Genomic DNA, 20,922 nt, shown 5'->3' with positions numbered 1-20,922 from the left:
TTTAATGGAATTGCCCTTGCTCTTTCAATGTATAATAATGTTCGGATTCTCTATATTTAAAAACAGTGGCTGGATTACCTCCGGCAATAGCTAATTTAGGAATATCTTTAACCACAACCGACCCTGCTTGCAAAATAGCACCTTCACCAATAGTAACTGAACCAATTATTGTTACTCCATGTCCGAGCCAAACATTGTCTTCAATGGTCACTTCCTTTAATATATTTGTTTCATCATAAGGCAATTTATTACCCTTGTAATTATGTGCTTCTGTAAGAATAACACATTCCATACCCGAATGAAAATTATCGCCTATAGTTACCTTTCCATTTCCTAATACACGGAGTCCATTAAAATGCACGTTATGCCCTAAACGTGTTTTCCTATTAACATAGGACAATCCATTAACTGTTAACTCACCTTTTATATATTCGGCAGTTTTAACAATCTGTGCTTTATAATATTTTTTTCGAAGACGTTTATATTTTGCAATTATATATCCAATCATTGTTCCAATAGCGTTTTAATAATTAAATCCCTCGATTTGTTTTCAAATTCAGAATTCACGGTACTACAATAATATTTACAGTTTTCATACTGCTCTTCAATTTCGTCGTAAGATAAGGAATTCAATACACTTGTAATATCTTCAAGTTTACTAACCGCCTGCGTAATTTTGTTTTTCACAAAACCATACAAATCAAATTCGGCAACTTGGTCGTCAATATAAATTGTTTTCACTTTCATTAAAGCCGCTTCTAAAATAATTGACGATTCGCCAGAAATCATGACATCAATTTTCTTAATAAATTCATGAGGACGCTCTTTTTTTGCGTTGGATATGGAAATATTAAGCTTTTGCAATTTATCATAAAAAGCCTGTGAATTTCCTGGGTGAGGGCGTAAGATAATTTCGGAAATCTTTGATACATTTTTAATATATCCGATTATTTCCTCAATTAATTCCATGGAATAATAAGGTTTTAAACAAAACCCCACTACAATATTTTCGCTCACAAATTCTTTTTTATGAGCCAATAATCCATCCATTCGAGCAATACCTACAAATTGATGTTTACGAGACAAATTGCCAATTTCATTATAGATATCTAATGCCTGTTGACCTTCCAACAAAGCAATTTCTGGCAATAATTTTGGAAAAGCTTTAGAAACCGCAGCATGCTGAATATAATAGCTTGGATTTTTTGTGTTTTTAGCCGCTAATAATAATGCTAAAGGCTGCAAATTATGGTCGTTAGTTAGAATTACATTTTCACTCTGAAACGATGTAATTAATCTTTCAAACATTTTAACAGAAGCTAAAAAAAGAGAAAGATTTACATAAATGTGAGTCGTATTAATGATTCCCGATTTTTGCTTGCAATAGTTTTTAGATATGATTAGCGCTTTAGGAAAAAATAAGAGCGCATTATAAAAAAGTTGTCTTTTGTTAAAATGGAGTGTGTCAAAATTATCAATTTGAATATCGTTATTCAAGACAAAAAGCATTTGCTCAGAATCTGTTTTTTCGACTCTATCAAACACATCAATAATCGCATTTTTCTGATTTATTGTCTCAACATAAACCAGATACTTATATGCATTTTTATTTTTTTCAGAAGCCTTAAATGTAATACTTTTAAAAAAATGCAACAGTAGTGTAAAAAAGGCTCTTAGTATAGAAAAACGTTCAATTTTAGCATTGTAGTGGTACAGATTTTCACCCAACCGAATCACAAAATATTGATTAAAGTAAAAAAGTATTTTTTTGTTTTTAAACATTGGAACCCTTCTTCAATAATTGTTTATCTATCAATGCATTTATTTCATTTTGAAAAGAAACCATAGGTGCTTTAGCGATATTCGCGATATCCAACAAGCTGTGTTTCCCATCAGAATAATTAAGCATATACAAAAGCCGTTTTAAACTTTCGCCTCTTTCTTCTATTTTCATTAAGGTTGGATACAAGCCTCTTTTTCCTAATTGCGGTTCTCCATACGGACTTTGATTCATATAAAAGCCATCCAATTCAATACTATCCACCAGTTCCGAAAGCGTTAAAATATAATTTTCTAAAGCCTCAAAATCTATAATTTCTTTATTATCCATAGATGTATGGTACTCTTTGTATTCTCCGTACATGGTACGAGTTAAGCAAACCACAGGTAAGTCAAAACCAGGGGAACAATATTGGCGTTCATCACTTCCCATTGGGAAAAAATCCACTTTTTTATAGTTCGAAGTCGAATACTCTAAAATATTCTGAAGTACCGAATCAAAATAGGATGCCGTTCTAGATTTTTTCAATGTAATAGGCCCTGAATCACCACAACAAGTTAAAACAACACCCCCTACTAACTTTTCTTTAAAATGCATACCATTTTTCGAAAGGTTATAGATAGCCCCAATAGTTTCTGGAGCCAAATAAAAACGATATGTATACTTGAGATTCTTTTTCTTTTTAAGTGTTTGATACAAAAATGCCAAAGCAAGCATACCGGAAAGTTCATTATTAGCCATGCTTGGATGGCAACAATACGAAGTAAATAAAACCTCCTTATCTGAAGCTCCATGAATAACAGCTTCTCCAACAGTCATTGAACCATTGGTTAGCGATGAATCAATAAACACCTTATACATCCCTTCTTTGGGAAGTGTTAAAAATTCATTATGACTTAAACAAAATCCCCAACGCTCATTGTAATACGATGTTACATAAGGAATAGCATCAGGATAATCGGGTCTAGTAGATATATGAGATTCTAACTCACTGAAACTTAACTCTCCTGAAAACGGTATAGAATAACCCATCAGATGAAGATTATTCTCCGAAAAATCAGCTATTTTTCTACCATCAGGCGTTAAAATGTAAGCTTGCTTAACATTCCATTCTTTAGGAATTTCCCAATCGAATGCTTGCGTACCAGTTGGAACTTCTGAAATTTCAAAATCAATAAGCTCGCTTAAAATTGCAAAAGTCTCACGAACTCCATTGCCAGTAAGACTTCTGTTTATTGGAAAAAGACGATCAAAATACTGCTCAATTTGATTTTTCATGATTTTGGACTGCTTTTTCTAACACCGATTCAAAAACTCCGTTCTCTTTAAGAATATACTCTACAAACTCTCTGAAAGCACCTTCGCCACCTTTCTTAAAGGTAATAAAATTAACTTTATCCTTAACATAATCGGGAGCATTAGCAGGACATGAACTAAATCCTACCTTTTTCAAAAGTGCTATATCATTAATATCATCACCAATAAATGCACAATCAGCAAATGAAATATTCAAATTGTTTAGCAAAGTTTGAACAACTTCAACCTTGTTTTTAACCCCTTGAAATAAATAATCAATTTTTAGTTTAGAGGCTCTTCTTTTTACAATATCAGTATCTTCACCTGTTATAATCACAACGGGAATTTCACACAATCTAGCAAACAAAACTCCTGCGCTGTCGTAGGTATGAAATCTTTTGAGTTCGTTTCCGGTTTGGTCGTAATACATACTCCCATCTGTCCAGACGCCGTCAATATCCGTTATAATTAGTTTTGGTAACATTATTTATTTCTTTTAATTACACCTGGAACTCCAGCAATTACTGAATTATTTGGTACATCTATTAAGCAAACACAATTGGCCGCTATAACCGAATTATCGCCACAGGTGATATTTCCTAGTACTTTAGCCCCAGCATAAACAGTAACATTATTTAATAGTGTTGGTCTTCCTCCATTACGATCCCCAAAAGTAACGTTTTGGTGAATCAAGGCCTGTTCACCTATTTTACATCGAGCACCAATAACAGTTCCTAGTCCATGATTAATTTTCAACCCTTTTCCAATTTCTGCAGAAAAATAAATCTCGAAACCACATATTATTCGCAATAAATTAGAAAAATGTGTTGCTATTTTTTCTTCGTTTCTCAAAAAATAGACTCTTGAAATTCTGTATAAGAGAATTCCTAAAAGTTCAATTCGTGAAAAAACATTTTCTTTTGTTAACTCTTGATTTGGAAAATATCTATAATAATCGTGAATAAAAACAGGGATAATTTCTTGATAGCAATCAATATCGTTAAAGTTTATTTCTGAGACATCCAGCAAATAATATCTATCAAAAAGACATTTCAATTCGAAACCAAGAATATCACTAGTAATTAACATAATTTATTTATCAATAGCATTGGGGTAAATCAGTTCGTTTTTAGGAATTCTAACCGATACTTTTTTACCTATAACTTCCTCTTTTTGAGTCCATTTATAACCATCTCCAGGACTTAGTAAATGCAAATCCTGTTCCGAAATAATTTCACCAACTTCTAGATCACGATTGGTAGCAATAGAGCGCTCCAATTTAATTTTGGCAGCTTCTACTCCCTTTTCAATATAAATATCTTCTACTCCTAACCATTTTTCGGCCACACGAATATCTCTAACCATTCTAAAAACACCATCAGGTCCTAATGAACCCGCTTGGTCTGTACCTTTCATGTTTCTATCGATTGTAATATGCTTTTCAATAATTTGAGCCCCCATACCTACTGCAACTGTTGGCGCCGAAATTCCTATTGTATGATCTGAAAAACCAATGGTATACTTTCCATAATTGTTTTTCAAATAGGTAATTGTTTTGAGATTAAGATTATCAGGATGGGTTGGATATTGAGATACGCAATGCAATATGGCAATATCGGAATGATATTTAGAAATAACCGCTAAAGCTTCGTCTAATTCGGCCTTACCCGCCATACCCGTAGATAAAATTATTGGTATTTTAGTTTCTGCCATAGCAGCCAATAAAGGCAAATTGGTTAAGTCGCGACTGGCAACTTTTAAACAATCGGGTTGAAATAATTTCAACAGAGACAAACAACCTAAAGAACATAAGGTTTCAACAAATTCCAAACCTCTACTTTTAGCATATTTATAGACTTCAAAGTGCTCTTCATCCGATAATTCAAGATATTCTCTATGCTCACCATAGGTTCGTCCAAACGAATGAGGTGAATCGTATATCTTATTCATTTGAGTTGTGGTGAGCTCTTCTTTTAAATCCCGCTTGGTTAATTTAACAGCATTCATCGGATTCAAATTCAGACCAAAATCACTTTCAAAAACTGGTCGTGACACCAATTCAACAATGAGTTTAGCAATATCAACAGAACCGTTATGATTCTGCCCAATTTCGCCTATTATATAGACCCCGTTATTTGAATAATCTTTCATATTAAGAGAGGTTTATTTTCAAACCATTATTTTGAATTCTGGTTAATTTGATTTTGCATTGCTTTTTTAAAATGATCATTTTCATTTAAAAAATCGACAATTTCATTTATACCAAAATTAGAATGCCTACTACTAAGTTCTGAATAAATTTTGGATAATACTTCAAAATCTTCAATTGTATCCAAAGTCATTCGGATTGAATTTTCTTGATCAATCTTCGAATTAGGTTCTAAGAACTGTATTGAAAAAGAATCCGGATTTCCGTATATGTAATTTGTTACATGTTCATGATAAAAGGGATCATCGGTTTGAGTTTGCACTTTTCTTAGTGCTTCAACAGTAACGTATTCTGCCCAGAAACCGTAATGTGTTTTGATACTTGGAATCCCATTTATTTGAAAACTCACATAATCGTAGGTAGTATTAGATGTAGAATTAATTAGCTTTTCCATTTCATCTATATCCAGAAATGGATTATCGGCACAAACACGAATAATTTTATCGTATTGAAATGCATCTGAAGCTTCTACAAATCGTTGCAAAACATCATTTTCACTACCTCGAAAAACGCTACAACCCAAATGAACTGCAATCTCTTCTAGAATTTGATTTTCTGACATATCCGAAGTAGCTAAAACTATCGGAATATTTGGAAATTTATTTCTAAGTTTCTTGATGATTAATTCCAATATACCCATTTCTTCATAAAAGGGAAGAATCATTTTTTTGGGCAATCGAGTTGATCCAATTCTAGCCTGAAGCATAAAACACAACGAATTATCCATAGGCTAATTGATTATAATTTTGAATCAGCTTTATCTCCTAAAATTCCTTTAACATCAAAAACCAAACTATTTTCTTTTCGGAATTTATCAAAGTCCATCTGTAAAAACTCTTTGTGTGCTACACCCAATACCACTGCATCAAATTTATCATCCGGCAATTTTTCAAGTGTTTTCAAGCCATACTCATGCATAACTTCACTTGGATTTGCCCAAGGATCATAAATAGTCACATTGGTTTCGTAATCTTTCAATGATTGAACAACGTCTACAATTTTCGTATTACGAACATCGGGACAGTTTTCTTTAAAAGTGATTCCTAGCATCAAAATTTTAGAACCGTTTACTTTGATACTTTTTTTAATCATTAATTTCACTACTTGTGAAGCAACATATTCTCCCATACTATCGTTTAGGCGACGTCCGGCAAGAATGATTTCAGGGTGATAACCGTGTTCTTGGGCTTTTTGAGCTAAGTAATAAGGATCAACACCAATACAATGTCCGCCAACCAAACCTGGCTTAAAAGGCAAGAAATTCCATTTTGTGCCAGCCGCTTCTAATACCGCATGGGTATCTATATCTAAAATATTGAAAATTTTAGCCAATTCGTTTACAAAAGCAATATTGATATCGCGTTGCGAGTTTTCAATTACTTTAGCAGCTTCGGCCACTTTAATTGTTGGAGCAAGATGCGTTCCGGCAGTGATAACCGATTTATATAACGCATCCACTTTTTGTCCGATTTCAGGTGTAGACCCTGAAGTAACTTTTAATATTTTTTCTACAGTATGTTCTTTATCTCCAGGATTAATACGCTCTGGTGAATACCCCGCGAAAAAATCGACGTTAAACTTTAATCCAGAGATTTTTTCTAAAACAGGTACACACTCTTCTTCTGTTACACCAGGATACACAGTAGATTCATATATAACAATATCTCCTTTTTTAAGTACCTTTCCTACGGTTTCACTGGCCTTGTATAGTGGTGTTAAATCTGGGCGATTATTTTTATCAACGGGTGTTGGTACCGTTACAACATAGCAATTTGATTGTGAAATATCTTCAAGATTGGATGAGCAAAATAGGCCAATTTCATCTGAAGCTTTACCAACTAAAACCGATTTTAAAACGGCATTATCAACTTCTAAAGTGGAGTCAACCCCGCTGTTTAGTTCTTCAATTCTGCTTTTATTAATATCAAAACCCACCACAGGATATTTTGTAGCAAACAATCTTGCTAAAGGCAATCCAACATATCCTAATCCTATAACTGCTATTTTTGTATTCATACTTTTACTTTAAGAACCAATCGATTGATAAACAAACCCAATTTTTTCAAGTTTCGATTTATCCAATAAATTTCTTCCATCAAAAACGAATGCAGGCTTAAGCATTCCATCATAAATTTGCTGCCAATCGTATGTTTTAAACTCATCCCATTCTGTTAAAATGGCTATAGCATGAGAATTTTTACATGCCTCGTATGGATTTTCAACAACTGAAACTCCGCTTTTATTTTCACTTTCCGAACGTGTTTCTAAATAATTTAAGTCAAAATAGATTTGGCTTTCTTCAACTTTTGGATCGTACACTGAAATTTGTGCTTGTTCACTTAGTAAATCATCAGCAACATAAATTGCAGCAGATTCACGAGTATCGTTGGTATCCTTTTTAAATGCCCAACCTAAAAATGTAATTTTTTTACCGGACACCGTATTATATAATGTCCTAATGATATTTTTTGCAAAACGACGCTTTTGGTGATCGTTCATAATGATAACTTGTTCCCAATAATCTGCCACTTCATGAAGTCCGTACGATTTGGCAATATATACCAAATTCAAGATGTCTTTTTGAAAACATGAACCTCCAAAGCCAACAGAAGATTTTAAAAATTTTGAACCAATACGACTATCCATACCGATAGCTTTAGCAACTTCGTTCACATCGGCTCCAGTCTTTTCACATAATTCAGACATCGCATTAATTGAAGATACTCGTTGTGCTAAAAATGCATTGGCCGTTAATTTTGATAATTCGGACGACCAAACATTGGTAGTTAAAATTCGATCCTTTGGAACCCAATTTGCATAAACATCAACCAAAGCTTGAATTGCTTTTTGTCCATCTGGAGTTGTATCACCTCCAATAAGCACGCGATCCGGCGCATGTAAATCAACTACTGCGGTACCTTCGGCAAGAAATTCCGGATTTGATAAAATCTGAAAATTCACACCATTACCAGTATGATTTAAAATATCTTTAATTGCGCTTGCCGTTCTTACAGGCAAGGTAGATTTTTCAACAACTATTTTATCAGTTGTAGCTACACGAGCAATTTGACGGGCACAAAGTTCAATGTACTTTAAATCGGCGGCCATTCCTTTTCCAACACCATAGGTTTTCGTTGGCGTATTTACCGAAATAAATATCATATCTGCTTCTGCAATTGCCTTGTCAACATCGGTAGAAAAAAACAAATTTCTGCCTCTAGCTTCAGCAACTACAACAGGCAATCCAGGTTCATAAACCGGTATGTTGTCAATATTAACATCATTCCAAGCAGCGATTCTTTTTTCATTTAAATCGACAACCGTAACTTTAATATCCGGACATTTTTGTGCGATTACCGACATGGTTGGACCACCTACATAACCAGCACCAATACAACAAATATTCTTAATCATTTTATCTCAGATTTTCCCAATACCATTTCACGGCTTCTTTTAAACCAGTTGAAATAGAATATTTAGGATTATAATTTAATAATTCTTTTGCTTTTTGCACACTCGCTAACGAATGAGGTATATCTCCCATACGATTTGGACCGTGAATAACTTCTATTTTACCTATTTCAGGATCATATTCTGATAGATATTCTTTCAAATAGTCTACCAAATCGTTTAAGGTGGTTCTATCTCCATATGCAGTATTATACACTTGATTGACAGCTTCTCTATTCTCAGAAAAAAGAGCCAATTCATTCATATGAATAACATTATCAATATAGGTAAAATCTCTAGAATAATTACCGTCACCATTTATTATTGGGCTTTCATGATCCATTAATTGCATTACGAATTTTGGAATCACAGCAGCGTAGGCACCATTTGGATTTTGTTTTCTTCCAAAAACATTAAAATAACGCAAACCAATTGTTTCAATACCATACGTTTTATTAAAAACATCGGCATATAATTCGTTCACAAATTTTGTTATTGCATATGGAGACAACGGTTTCCCGATAATATCTTCAACTTTTGGAAGACTTTCAGAATCGCCATAGGTAGACGAACTCGCTGCATAAACAAATCGTTTAATCCTAACCTCTTTTGACGCTTGCAACATATTTAGAAAACCGGTAATATTAACATCATTAGTTGCAATAGGATCATTGATAGATCGTGGAACTGAACCTAATGCGGCTTGATGTAAAACATAATCAACCCCTTCAAGAGCTTTGAGGCAAGTATTATAATCTCGAATATCCCCTTCAATCAATCTGAAATTTTCATGAGCAATAAGATGCTCAATATTATGTCTGTAACCAGTCGAAAAATTATCCAAACAAGTTATTTGGTGCCCTTTTTCAAGAAAGTATTCACACAGATTCGAACCGATAAAACCGGCTCCTCCTGTAATTAATATTGAAATTTTAGGCTGCGACATTTTTTAAATTTGATGCAAAGTTACAATTATTTAGAAGGTGTAACTTTATTTCTTTTTCCAGATTGATTGAATTTTTTCCAAAATTGTTTTTGGCTTTTCTTCTTCTAAATACCCATTACTGTATGCGCCATAACCATATCCGTAACCATATCCGTAACCATATCCATAACCATATTTTGCTCTATTTTCAAATCCATTCAATACAATACTGATATTATGAAGTTCTCCACGTTTGTGTTTTTCATTTACAATAGATAACATCCCTTTTTTAGTAAAGTTTTGTCGGGTCACGTACAATACAGCATCACAATATTGCGCTAACTCTAGTGCATCGGCAACAAGTCCTACTGGAGGGGTGTCTAAAATGATGAAGTCATATTCTTTTTTAAGCTCTTCTATCATTTCTGACATCGATTCTCCTAAAATTAATTCGGAAGGATTCGGTGGAATTGGTCCTGAGGTAATCACATCCAATTTAGGAATATGTGTCTTTTGAATAATATCACTCAGGCTTTTCTGACCAATCAAATAGTTAACTGCTCCAATATTATTTTCAATTTTAAAATCTCCAAAAATTCTTGGCTTTCGTAAATCCAATCCAACAATAACCGTTTTTTTATCACTTAAAGCAAAAACAGTTGCCATATTAATCGAACAAAAGGTTTTACCCTCACCTCCAACAGAAGAAGTTAGCATTAATATTTTTGTTCCATCAACCTTTTGTTTTTTATACAAATATTGTAAAGAAGAACGTATAGCTCTAAACGACTCTGCTAAAGGAGACTTTGGTTTTTCATAAACGGAGAGATTGTTTTCGGTATTCTTTTTTCCAACTACACCAATAATAGGAATTTTAGTTAGTTTTTCTATATCTTCAGTATTATGCAACGTATTATCTAAAAGAGTAATTGCAAAAACAATCAATAATGGAATGAAAATACCCAACAAAAATGCCAATATATAATTAACACTAGTTTTTGGTCCTAAAAGTCCACCTCCAACATCTTTAGCAGTATCAATAAACTCAATATCGGAAACATTTGCTGCTTTTACAATATCTGCTTCACTTCGCTTTTGCATGAATGTATTAAAAATATTGTCCTTCAAGTCATATTTACGAGTAATTTTCAAGAGTTCTTGTTTCTCCTGAGGCAATTTACTGATTTCAGACTCTGCCTCTCCTATACGTCTGTTGATTAATGACAAATCATATTGTAAGGCTTGTTTTGCTGAATTTATATTTTCTAACAAGACTTTTTTATATGCATCCATTTCTTTATCGAAGTCATTAAACATTTTCTTATTCTTAACAGAATAAGCCATTTCTGAACGCTCCGCAGACAACTGAATTAATTTGGATACATTTCCAACAACATTGGGGTCATCAATCCCAGCAACTGTTGGGGCAGGAAGTTTTGAATAATCAGTACTATTAATAAGATAATTACGAAGTGAATTATAGTATGCAATTTTTCTTGTTATAGCATCTTGTTCTACATCCAAACTGCTTAATTTTTCTGACAATTGCTGGCCTCCAGCTTCCAATTGCAAAATGTTTTTATCTTTTCGGAAATTTTCAAGTTCATTTTCCGTTTTTTTCAATTCGCCTTCCATTGCTATCAATGTACTATCAATAAAGGAAATAGTGTTTTTAGCAAATTGGTTTTTACTATCCAACTGTCTTTTCTTCAACACTTGAACAGTAACATTTAGATATTCAACCAATCTGTTTTTATTTGTTCCTTGTAGTGATAGCCTTATAATAGAGGGTGCTTTTGTATCGGTTTCTACATTAATAGATTTGTAATGTGATACTGTTCCATCGAAGCTCTTAAAACGAATATAATATTCGTTATCCACATACTTTCCTGGTCTAGAATTGATGTATAATTTTAAATTCAAAAAAGGCAAATCAATATTTTCGCCTACTTTAAACTTTCTTTTGTATTCTCCAACAGCCACATTAACAGACGAGTCTTCATTTGTTTCATATATATAGCTTAATACTTTTCCTTCTTCAAAAACTACAGAAAGTTCAAATTCAGTTTCGCTCAAAAATTTGATCTTTATAGGTAAATTAGCTAACTGTGCTTTGTTTTTATCAATTTCAACATAAAAAGGAACTTCTCCATACGCATCCTGAAAATTATATTTTCCACGTTTTAGATAGTCTACATAATAGTTCAAACGGTTTACAACATACTCATTATGGGTTCGCGACTTTAGCATGTTCATTATTGTTTGAACCTTATCCGAAGTTCCTCCCCAATTAAAAACTAAACTTGTATTGGATGTAAAAAAAGGATTGTTTTCATCTTTTACAACAATAGAAGCCTCCATTCCAAAAATTTTCTCTTTGCGAATGTTAACCTGATAAGCAATAACAAAAGTGATTATTAAACTCACCAAAAACCATTTCCAATAACTTGCAATTTTTATAAGAAAGCCTTTAAAATCGAAGCTGTTCTGGTTTTCAAAAAAAGAAAAATCTTTTGTATCAAGCATCTCTTTTATCTATAGATTTTTTAGTAATAAAAACGTTGTGGCTACTAATGAAAGTGCCGATATAATTGTAGCCACTGATTGCGTACCCGTTGCTCCTGTTCCCCAGGATTTTTGCTTCAATGGCTTAACATAGATATGATCGTTAGGTTGCAAAAAATAATATGGTGATTGCATTACTTTGGCATCTGTAAGATTCAAAGTATGCATTTCGGTACCATGAGGATATTGTCTAACTACGATTACTTCTTTTCTGTTTCCTGTCATAGTGATATCTCCGGAATTAGCAATAGCGTCTAAAACCGTTGCCTTATCTTGATATAATATTTTAGTCCCTGGAATGCCTACTTCTCCATTTACAGTGTAGCGTAAACCTGATAATTTAACCGTTACAAAAATATTTGCCTCTTTTCTAAAATACTCCTCTAAAAATCTTGACTCAATTTTTGTTCGAATTTCTTCAATTGTAAAACCTAAAACATTTACTTCTCCTAAAACCGGAATTCTGATATTTCCATGGTCGTTAACTGAAAACCCATTAAAATACACACCTTGTTCGGATATTACTTGATTACCTTGAGCTTCTGTAGGATTAAACATTTCAACCAAACGTTGATCCAACGCTTTAACCTTGATGGTAAGAATATCATTGACTTTTACACGATACGGCTTTGAAGCAACTGGATTAACACCCACAGAAACAGAGTCTTTACCGCTGTTTTGAAGGTATATTAAATCTTTATTAGGTATACAGGAAGTACTTAAAACTCCCATCACTATGATTAAAAGAAAAATTACTTTTCTCATTCTTATTTTTTTGAAAAAACAAATATAGTTTTTCAATTTATAATTTTAAACATTTAAGCAATAATAAACGAAAATCTAACATTAAATATTCTTTAATGAATTTTCAAACGGAATACGATGCATCAAGCTTCTTCCTAGGGTTACTTCATCAGCATATTCCAATTCATCTCCAATTGCAATTCCGCGTGCAATAGTAGATGTAACAATTCCAAAGTCTTTAATTTGTTTATAAATATAAAAATTGGTTGTGTCGCCTTCCATTGTTGAACTTAATGCAAAAATAATTTCTTTAATATTTCCCGCTTTAGCTTTTTCAACCAATGGGGTTATGTGCAACTGACTCGGCCCAACACCATCTATTGGCGAAATTTTACCGCCTAAAACATGGTATAACCCTTTAAACATGCCGGTATTTTCTAATGCCATGACATCACGGATATCTTCCACCACACAAATAACCGAAGCATCTCTGGAAGGATTGGAGCAAATTTCACACACTTCTTCATCCGAAATATTATAACATTCCTTGCAAAATTTTATCTCTTCTCGCATTGAAATTAAAGCGGATGTTAGCATTTCCGTTTGACCTTTTGGTTGTTTAAGCAAATGCAAAACCAAACGCAAAGCTGTACGTTTGCCAATTCCGGGCAACTGCGCCATTTCGTTAACAGCTTTTTCTAATAATTTCGATGAAAATTCCATGCTACAAAAGTAGTCATTTTGAAAATTAACCAATTTGAAATTTTGGAGATAATTTGTGTAAATTGGCACATTAAATTTTACACCATGACATCGGCAACCATTCTTACCATTATCATCTTGTATTTTGGTCTACTAATAGCAATATCAAACATTGTCAGCAAAAAAGACCAAAGCAATGATACTTTTTTCAAAGCAAATAAAAACTCAAAATGGTATTTAGTGGCTTTTGGCATGATTGGCACGGCTTTATCGGGTGTTACATTTATTTCTGTTCCTGGCGAAGTAGGAAATCCTGATTTGCAATTCAAATACTTTCAATTCATTATAGGTAATGCTATAGGTTTTATCATTATTGCCAAAATTCTCCTCCCATTGTATTACCGCATGAACCTAACTTCAATTTACAGTTATATTGAACAACGATTAGGCACCATTAGTTACAAAACGGCAGCGACTATTTTCTTAATAAGCAGAACTATAGGATCAGCTTTCCGATTGTATTTGGTAGTAATTGTTTTGCAACGTTATGTTTTTGACGATTTTAAAGTCCCTTTTGCTATAACAGTATTGGTTTCGTTAGCTTTAATTTTCGCATATACCTACCGTGGCGGACTTAAAACAATTATCATTACCGATACCTTACAAACTTTCTTTTTGGTTTCTTCGGTATTTCTGACTATAATTTTTGTGTGCAAAAGTTTAGATTTTAGTACATTTGAAGCATTTGAAGCAGTAAAAAACAGTCAGTACTCTAAAATATTTTTCTATGAAGATTTCTGTAAAGGCAATTTTGTTTTGAAACAAATTTTGGGCGGAATCTTTGTAACCATTGCGATGGTGGGATTGGATCAAGACTTGATGCAGAAAAATTTAAGCTGTGCTACTATTGGAGAAGCTCAAAAAAACATGTTCACTTTCACTGGAATTTTTGTAATTATCAATATTTTCTTCTTAAGTGTTGGTGCGCTTTTATACATGTATGCAGCTAAAAACGGCATTGAAATTCCTATGGTTGATGGTGTGGCTCGAACCGACTATTTATTCCCCGAAATTGCTTTTAAACACTTAAACATAATCCCTGCCATAATCTTTTTACTTGGATTGACAGCAGCTACATTTGCCACAACAGACAGTGCTTTAACAGCCTTAACCACTTCTTTTTGTGTAGATTTTTTGGGTATGAATAAATTAGAGAATGCCAACAATCCAACAAACATCAAAAAAAGAAATTTTGTTCACTTAGGATTTTCATTGTTGATGTTCTTAGTTATACTTGTTTTTAATTCCTTAAACGACAAATCGGTTGTAACAATGATTTTCACTGTTGCAGGTTATACATACGGACCACTGCTTGGTTTGTACGGATTTGGTTTAATTGTTACTTCAAAAACCGTGATTGACAAATTCGTTCCATTAGTTTGTTTGATTTCACCTTTACTTACCTTATTCATCAACATGAATTCAAAAAAATGGTTTGGGGGATACGAGTTTTCTTTTGAACTAATTATTCTAAACGGATTAATTACATTTTTAGGTCTGTTATTAATCAGCAAACCCGCTACAGGTGAAACAAAATTTTAAAACTGATTTGTCGCCAACAGCACTAAAGTACAAGCTGTTTCATAAGGAATGTTATTTTCATTAAGAAGCTTAAAAAATTCAGGATTTTCGGAACCTGGATTAAAAATAACACGTTTGGGTTTCAAATTAATGATATAATTGTAGTATTCTTTTTGACGAATCGGATTGAGATACATAGACACCGTGTCGATATCTGAAATGTTATCCATTTGAGCATGAATAGGAATTCCGTCTACTATTTCATCTTTCAAACCTATCGCAACAATTTCATGATGATGCTCTTTCAAACTTTTTATTGCCATATTCGAATACCGCTGTGGATTAGCGGAGGCACCAATTACCAAAGTTTTTTTCGAATTCATAAATGATTTTTATTAAAGGTACATCTTTTTTATTACTTTAGTCAAACTATAACTTTTCCTTAAATATTTATTTACGCGAAACACTCAAACCAAATTTAATTTTGCAACAAAAACAATGGAATTATTTATTTACATTTTCGCCGCCTTATTTTCTGTTTTAAACCCACTTGGAGCCATTCCGATTTATGTTGGACTTACTGAAAACGACACGCAATCCGAACGTTTTAGAACATCACTTTGGACAGCAATAAACGTATTTATTATATTAATCATATCTTTCTTTGTAGGTGAATATGTTATTAATTTCTTCGGAATTAGCATTGATGCACTTCGAATTGCAGGTGGATTAGTAATTGCCAGTTCTGGTTTTGCTTTGTTAAGTGGAAAATTCAGCAAAAAAAGAGGTGTAAATAAAAAAGTTACTTCCGACGCTCAAGGCAGAACAGACATTGCTTTAACTCCGCTTGCCATGCCTATATTAGCGGGACCGGGTTGCATCTCATTACTTATCGCTTTTTATCAAGACTATCCTGCGTTTAGTGATAAAGCTTCAATTTGTGCTGCAATCTTAGCCGTTGCCGTTGTTATTTTCATCATATTGCGAAGTGCCCATTATTTATCAAAACTTCTTGGAGCATCTGGAATCATAGCAATTTCAAGAATTATTGGATTTTTTGTAATTGCAATTGGAGTACAATACATTAGCAATGCGGTTGTAAATATTTTTAAAATGCTTTAATCACTCAAAAAAACATAGACAAAAAAAAAGACCTTAATAGGTCTTTTTTTTATTCTTACATATCGGATGCTTTGGGGAGAAATACTTCTGCCATCATGCAGCGCGAACTTCCACCTCCATTACTCTCAATAGTTTTTAAATCGGTTTTAATAATTTCACCGTGCTTCTCCAATACTTTTAATTGAGCAGGTGTATAACTTGCATACGCTGTATCACTCATCACGATAAAACGTTTATTGTCTTTTCCTTTAACTTGAAGAATATTGGCTGCAAAATTGAAAATTTGTTCTTCAGTAAGCAAAATAATTTCTTTTCCGTCGGCTCTCAAACAATCCAAAACCATTTTTCGCTCTTTAGAATCATCAATAGCTTCAGCGCAAATAACCGCAAATTTTTCACCTATACTCATCATTACATTCGTATGATAAATCGGTTTTCGGGTACTGCTTACCGTTTGAAAAGCATCAAAAATCACGGGATCCATTTCAAAATCTTCACAAAATTCGATCATTAATTCTTCGCTAGAACGCTCAGAAATTCCGCAATACGCTTTACCATTTTCCCTATCTAAAACTAAACTTCCGGTTCCTTCTAAAAAAAGACCTTCTTCTTCTGCCGAGGAGAAATCAATTAAATTTTCAATATAAAAACCATTTTCTTCTAGCAAATCTAATACATCTTCACGACGTTCAAGACGACGATTTTCTGCAAACATTGGATATATGGTCACATCTCCATTTTCATGAAATGAAATCCAATTGTTGGGAAAAATACTGTCTGGTGTTTCCGAACTATCGGTATCATCAATCACTATTACCGACACACCTGCTGAACGCAAAGCCGAAACCAAAGCATCAAATTCTTGTTGCGCTTTAGCATTAACAGCTCCCGGTAAAACAACACCATTTCCATTTTGAAAATAATTATTTACCGCTGTTTGTTCGTTACGTCGGAATGCGACTGGACGAATCATTAATAATGTATTTGTGATTTGTTGCACTATTTCTTTTTTATAGTTTCCGTAATTGCTTCAACAATGTCTAATGTTACTTCAGCCATTGTATTTTCTTTTTCATCAAGGCATGGATTTACCTCCACCACTTCCATACAAATTGTTTTAGGATTTGCTGCTAAAGCAATCATTAAACCTTTTGCTTCTTCTGGCGTAATTCCGTTATCAACTGGCGTCCCAGTACCATGAGAAGTCAAATCTGGATCCATAGAATCCACATCAAAAGTCACATAAATACAATCACAATTGCTCAGTTGCTTTTCAATTTCTTGAATTACATTTCCGACACCATTGTTTCTAACATCATCAACAGTAATCGATTTTATACCAAAACGCTCCATGACAGCTTCTTCTTGAGCTTCTGTATCACGAACTGCTACATAAACAACATCTTCAGGAAGAACTTTTGGAGCTATTTGACCAATATTTTTAAGTTGATTCCACAAAGTAATAGTTTGTTCATCAACATCGTTAATCTTACATTCCAAATTATCAACATTCAATGCTGTTGCCAAAGGCATACCGTGCATATTCCCAGACGGTGTTGTATAAGGCGTATGAATATCGGCATGTGCATCTATCCAGACCACTCCAATACGCTTCGAAGGAAATGCGGTTTTAATTCCGGCAATGGTTCCTCCAGCAGAACCGTGATCGGCCGCCAAGACAATTGGAAACGAATTTTGCAAGAGAATTTCAGAAACTTTAGAATTAAGCTCCTGATATATTGTCATTAACCCATCGATGCGTTTTGCAAAAGGATAGGTTGTTGGTTTATCTAAAAACGTATTTACATTTTGAATTTTAGCAACTGCATTTTCACCAAAAATGTAGCTATTATTTTTACGTGCAGCTGTTATAATAGCATCGGGACCGAGAGAAGCACCGCGAGTACCGGCAGTTATTTCAGATTTGTTGATTAAAAAAGTAATATTCTTACTCATAAAAGTTGTATTCGACATGAGGATAGTGATATCCTTCAAATGCATTTCCATTCGGACAAATATAGAAAAAGGACCTTTATAAAAGAAACGATACGTAAAAAAAGGGAAGCCTTAAAAAAAAGGAACAAATTACCTAAATTTAGCAGCAACTTAATAGCAGTTCTTTAAATATAAAACTGATTTTTTAGTAAATTTGGTTAAAACTTATAAAATTATGGGATTATCAAATTTTTTTAGTTCGCTTTTTGGCAAAGCCAAACAAACTGGCGAAAATTTAGGTGAAAATGTTTCAACTATGGCAGAGTCTGCAATAGATAAAGTTGAAGATTTTGCTAAAGACGCTGCGCAAACCGTTTCAGAAGTTGCAGAAAGTGCATCGCAAAAGCTGGACGAGATGGGTGTAAAAGATTCATTGAACAATTTGGTTGATTCGGCTAAAGAAACAGCTTCTAAAGCTGCTGATTGGGCGGAAGACAAAGCTGGTGAAGTAAAAGAAACCGTTAAAGATGTAGCTAACAAAGTAGAAAACAAAATTGACGACTTAACTGGCGATTCTGACGAAGAAAAACCAGCAGAATAAATAAAAAAAGTCCCGCAATCGCGGGACTTTTTAATTCACACTTTTAAATTGTTTACTTCCAAAAAAAACATCTACAGGATAGTAGCATAATGTATCTCTTTTCAAATAGGCAGATTCCAGATTATTCAAGCTCTTTTTACGATACTTAAAACTATATCTGCTTGGTGCTACTGTTGTTAACACATCACAAACCAGTTTCGAACAGTAAATGGAATTTGTTGAATTCACTGAAAATGTAAAATCAAAACTTAGATTTTTGTTTTTGACAACTTCAAGCTCTCTTAGTAATTCCTCCTTTTTATCGAAGTTTTCTATTTCGAGAATTTTTACCGGTTTCTTCTTTTTATCAGAAAAACAAAACTCTTTATAGGTTGATACCTTTATACAATTACCTTGTTTAACATCTAAAGCATGATAAACGACCCACGAATTATTTTGATTCACCAAAAAACCAACATGAGTCACTTGCTTGTTAAAGGCGTTAAACCTCTTGATAAAAAAACCTTCTTTAGATTCTGAATCTCTAAAAATCAGATACACTTTTTGCGAATCAATTTGTCGTTCAAGATTATCGAAATTACTACAGGAAACTACTAATACAATTAGCAATCCGATTAGTTTTTTCACTTCTTAAACAAATTAATCCCGATACCCAATTCGATACCCATTTGATTTTTAATCTTCACATTAGGTATTTCTGATTTTAAACTAGTTGCAAAATCTTGTCCTCCAAACAATGCAATATTCACTTTAAACGTGTTATTAAACATCGAACTATAGCCTAGTTTATAAAAAATCCCAAAGTTGTTTCCGGAATTTTTAAACACAACTTTTTCTTGACTTGCATTATCATAAAAACTCGATTTATATAGATAATTGGCATAAGCCCCGAATTCTGCATAAACAGCTTTATTCGTATTAAAAAAATAGGATCTAAATGAAACCGGTAATCCTGCATAATTGGTTTCAACTGAGGATTGACTTGCGCTCAGAAAAAAGTTTCTAAAATCGAGTCCTGCTAAAATAGAGGACTTATTATTTAGAGCAAATTCTCTTGTAATATTAGCGCCCGTAAAATATCCATTACTTTTTACCTGATCAATTTGTACCGATGCATTTCCATAAAGCAACGCAATTTCAAATTCACGGCTAGGCACTTCTTGTGAATATGCTGAGAACACAAAAAAAAGAACGATACTGACTACTTTACTAAACCTCATAATATGTTAATTTATTTCAAACTAGTTCCAATAATGAGTCCGATTACTCCTCCAACAACACCGCAAGCTGGACCACAAATTGAAGTTCCGATACCTGCACCAAGTAAAACCATAACTGCTGTACATCCTTCACTTGGACATGGAACATTAACATCACCATCTTGAGCAGCTTTACTGAACTCATCAACCATTACATTTGACGTGAGCAACATCGTTTTTTCACCTTCAGGCAATTCTAAGAATTCTTCTTGAACTTCAAGATTTTCAATAAAACCGGTTTCTTTAATCTCAATCAATTTTTCTTTCACATAAGAAGAAGCCTGCAACGAATTGATTTGATCTTCAAAACTTAGTCCTTGACTATCGCTTATTTGACGTACAATTTCATTTACCGTTTCTACCGTTACTTCACCAGATTGAAAACCAGCTGCCACTAGATATTCATCAACCAACTCTTGTGTCAGACCAACATTTTCAAAATCAGGAGTTCTAGCTGTTTCCGATTTCAGACTTTTAAATAAAGAAACTGCTTTTTTGGCATTTACTCGAGCATTTTCGCTTAATTGTTTATTCTCAGAATTTGAATCGGATGGAGAACAACTCACAACTGAAACAAACAAATACAAAATTGACAATGGAACTGAAAACGCTTTTAACTTACTTTTCATGGCTTATAAATTTATTATTACTAGCGCAAAAGTAATATGTAGGAATTTTATATCAAAATATTTTGTAGTATTTTTCTATAATTTTTTATTATGAAAGCAAAAAAAGTCCCGCAATTGCGGGACT

General features: G+C 33.3%; 22 protein-coding genes. 3 read left to right on the top strand and 19 right to left on the bottom strand.

Annotation, left to right across the window (positions count from 1 at the left end; genetic code table 11):
* Position 1 precedes the first annotated feature (1 nt).
* The 13 genes from ACZ1JT_RS08900 to recR form a co-directional block, all read right to left on the bottom strand.
* Positions 2 to 508: an acyltransferase gene (locus ACZ1JT_RS08900; protein WP_465093476.1), complete on the bottom strand. Its 507-nt coding sequence runs from the start codon at positions 506 to 508 to the stop codon at positions 2 to 4.
* Entirely contained in the window at positions 505 to 1,782 is a 1,278-nt protein-coding gene (locus ACZ1JT_RS08895; protein WP_465093475.1) for a hypothetical protein, read from the bottom strand. The genes ACZ1JT_RS08900 and ACZ1JT_RS08895 overlap by 4 nt, the downstream gene beginning before the upstream one ends.
* Positions 1,775 to 3,058 carry a DUF4910 domain-containing protein gene (locus ACZ1JT_RS08890; protein WP_465093474.1) on the bottom strand — a complete coding sequence of 428 codons (1,284 nt, stop codon included), beginning with the start codon at positions 3,056 to 3,058 and terminating at the stop codon, positions 1,775 to 1,777. Before ACZ1JT_RS08890 ends, ACZ1JT_RS08895 begins: the two co-directional genes overlap by 8 nt.
* On the bottom strand, positions 3,042 to 3,560 hold the full coding sequence (locus ACZ1JT_RS08885; protein WP_465093473.1) for a KdsC family phosphatase: 519 nt from the start codon (positions 3,558 to 3,560) through the stop codon (positions 3,042 to 3,044). The genes ACZ1JT_RS08890 and ACZ1JT_RS08885 overlap by 17 nt, the downstream gene beginning before the upstream one ends.
* The gene (locus ACZ1JT_RS08880; protein ID WP_465093472.1) at positions 3,560 to 4,165 is read right to left on the bottom strand and encodes a serine O-acetyltransferase; all 606 of its coding nucleotides are present in this window, start codon (positions 4,163 to 4,165) and stop codon (positions 3,560 to 3,562) included. The genes ACZ1JT_RS08885 and ACZ1JT_RS08880 overlap by 1 nt, the downstream gene beginning before the upstream one ends.
* A gap of 3 nt (positions 4,166 to 4,168) precedes the next feature.
* Positions 4,169 to 5,227 (bottom strand): N-acetylneuraminate synthase family protein, encoded by a 1,059-nt coding sequence (locus ACZ1JT_RS08875; protein ID WP_465093471.1) that lies wholly within the window; start codon positions 5,225 to 5,227, stop codon positions 4,169 to 4,171.
* 26 nt (positions 5,228 to 5,253) lie between these two features.
* The gene (locus tag ACZ1JT_RS08870; RefSeq protein ID WP_465093470.1) at positions 5,254 to 6,012 is read right to left on the bottom strand and encodes a cytidylyltransferase domain-containing protein; all 759 of its coding nucleotides are present in this window, start codon (positions 6,010 to 6,012) and stop codon (positions 5,254 to 5,256) included.
* A gap of 11 nt (positions 6,013 to 6,023) precedes the next feature.
* Positions 6,024 to 7,301: a nucleotide sugar dehydrogenase gene (locus tag ACZ1JT_RS08865; RefSeq protein ID WP_465093469.1), complete on the bottom strand. Its 1,278-nt coding sequence runs from the start codon at positions 7,299 to 7,301 to the stop codon at positions 6,024 to 6,026.
* A 9-nt stretch (positions 7,302 to 7,310) separates the two neighbouring features.
* Positions 7,311 to 8,699 (bottom strand): UDP-glucose 6-dehydrogenase, encoded by a 1,389-nt coding sequence (locus tag ACZ1JT_RS08860; RefSeq protein WP_465093468.1) that lies wholly within the window; start codon positions 8,697 to 8,699, stop codon positions 7,311 to 7,313.
* A 1-nt stretch (position 8,700) separates the two neighbouring features.
* On the bottom strand, positions 8,701 to 9,681 hold the full coding sequence (locus ACZ1JT_RS08855; RefSeq protein WP_465093467.1) for an SDR family oxidoreductase: 981 nt from the start codon (positions 9,679 to 9,681) through the stop codon (positions 8,701 to 8,703).
* Positions 9,682 to 9,726: 45 nt separating this feature from the next.
* Positions 9,727 to 12,186 carry an exopolysaccharide transport family protein gene (locus ACZ1JT_RS08850; RefSeq protein ID WP_465093466.1) on the bottom strand — a complete coding sequence of 820 codons (2,460 nt, stop codon included), beginning with the start codon at positions 12,184 to 12,186 and terminating at the stop codon, positions 9,727 to 9,729.
* Positions 12,187 to 12,195: 9 nt separating this feature from the next.
* Positions 12,196 to 12,990 (bottom strand): polysaccharide biosynthesis/export family protein, encoded by a 795-nt coding sequence (locus tag ACZ1JT_RS08845; RefSeq protein WP_465093465.1) that lies wholly within the window; start codon positions 12,988 to 12,990, stop codon positions 12,196 to 12,198.
* Between the two features lie 81 nt (positions 12,991 to 13,071).
* Positions 13,072 to 13,692, bottom strand: coding sequence for a recombination mediator RecR (gene recR / locus ACZ1JT_RS08840; protein WP_465093464.1), 621 nt, complete (start codon positions 13,690 to 13,692; stop codon positions 13,072 to 13,074).
* An 84-nt stretch (positions 13,693 to 13,776) separates the two neighbouring features.
* Here recR and ACZ1JT_RS08835 point away from each other — a divergent pair, with 84 nt between their 5' ends.
* Positions 13,777 to 15,273 carry a sodium:solute symporter gene (locus tag ACZ1JT_RS08835; protein WP_465093463.1) on the top strand — a complete coding sequence of 499 codons (1,497 nt, stop codon included), beginning with the start codon at positions 13,777 to 13,779 and terminating at the stop codon, positions 15,271 to 15,273.
* Here ACZ1JT_RS08835 and ACZ1JT_RS08830 read toward each other — a convergent pair.
* The gene (locus ACZ1JT_RS08830) at positions 15,270 to 15,635 is read right to left on the bottom strand and encodes a CoA-binding protein (RefSeq protein WP_465093462.1); all 366 of its coding nucleotides are present in this window, start codon (positions 15,633 to 15,635) and stop codon (positions 15,270 to 15,272) included. The genes ACZ1JT_RS08835 and ACZ1JT_RS08830 overlap by 4 nt on opposite strands.
* Before the next feature lie 115 nt (positions 15,636 to 15,750).
* Here ACZ1JT_RS08830 and ACZ1JT_RS08825 point away from each other — a divergent pair, with 115 nt between their 5' ends.
* Positions 15,751 to 16,374: a MarC family NAAT transporter gene (locus ACZ1JT_RS08825; RefSeq protein ID WP_465093461.1), complete on the top strand. Its 624-nt coding sequence runs from the start codon at positions 15,751 to 15,753 to the stop codon at positions 16,372 to 16,374.
* Between the two features lie 55 nt (positions 16,375 to 16,429).
* On the opposite strand, the gene ctlX is transcribed toward ACZ1JT_RS08825, so the two are convergent.
* Positions 16,430 to 17,374, bottom strand: a complete 945-nt coding sequence (ctlX, locus tag ACZ1JT_RS08820) for a citrulline utilization hydrolase CtlX (RefSeq protein ID WP_465093460.1) — start codon at positions 17,372 to 17,374, stop codon at positions 16,430 to 16,432.
* Positions 17,374 to 18,330: an arginase gene (locus tag ACZ1JT_RS08815; protein WP_465093459.1), complete on the bottom strand. Its 957-nt coding sequence runs from the start codon at positions 18,328 to 18,330 to the stop codon at positions 17,374 to 17,376. The genes ctlX and ACZ1JT_RS08815 overlap by 1 nt, the downstream gene beginning before the upstream one ends.
* Before the next feature lie 214 nt (positions 18,331 to 18,544).
* On the opposite strand from ACZ1JT_RS08815, the gene ACZ1JT_RS08810 reads away from it, so the two are divergent.
* On the top strand, positions 18,545 to 18,910 hold the full coding sequence (locus ACZ1JT_RS08810) for a hypothetical protein (RefSeq protein WP_465093458.1): 366 nt from the start codon (positions 18,545 to 18,547) through the stop codon (positions 18,908 to 18,910).
* 30 nt (positions 18,911 to 18,940) lie between these two features.
* On the opposite strand, the gene ACZ1JT_RS08805 is transcribed toward ACZ1JT_RS08810, so the two are convergent.
* From ACZ1JT_RS08805 to ACZ1JT_RS08795, 3 genes are read right to left on the bottom strand one after another with little or no spacing between them, the layout of a single operon-like run.
* A complete protein-coding gene (locus tag ACZ1JT_RS08805; protein ID WP_465093457.1) occupies positions 18,941 to 19,537 on the bottom strand; it encodes a YiiX/YebB-like N1pC/P60 family cysteine hydrolase in 597 nt (198 codons plus the stop codon).
* A complete protein-coding gene (locus ACZ1JT_RS08800) occupies positions 19,534 to 20,130 on the bottom strand; it encodes a hypothetical protein (protein WP_465093456.1) in 597 nt (198 codons plus the stop codon). Before ACZ1JT_RS08800 ends, ACZ1JT_RS08805 begins: the two co-directional genes overlap by 4 nt.
* Positions 20,131 to 20,141: 11 nt before the next feature.
* A complete protein-coding gene (locus ACZ1JT_RS08795; protein WP_465093455.1) occupies positions 20,142 to 20,798 on the bottom strand; it encodes a hypothetical protein in 657 nt (218 codons plus the stop codon).
* Positions 20,799 to 20,922 lie beyond the last annotated feature (124 nt).

The sequence above is a fragment of the Flavobacterium sp. IC2-16 genome (assembly GCF_055521455.1).
The sequence above is the reverse complement of the archived record's forward strand: the minus strand, read 5'-3'. Positions and strand labels throughout refer to the sequence as shown.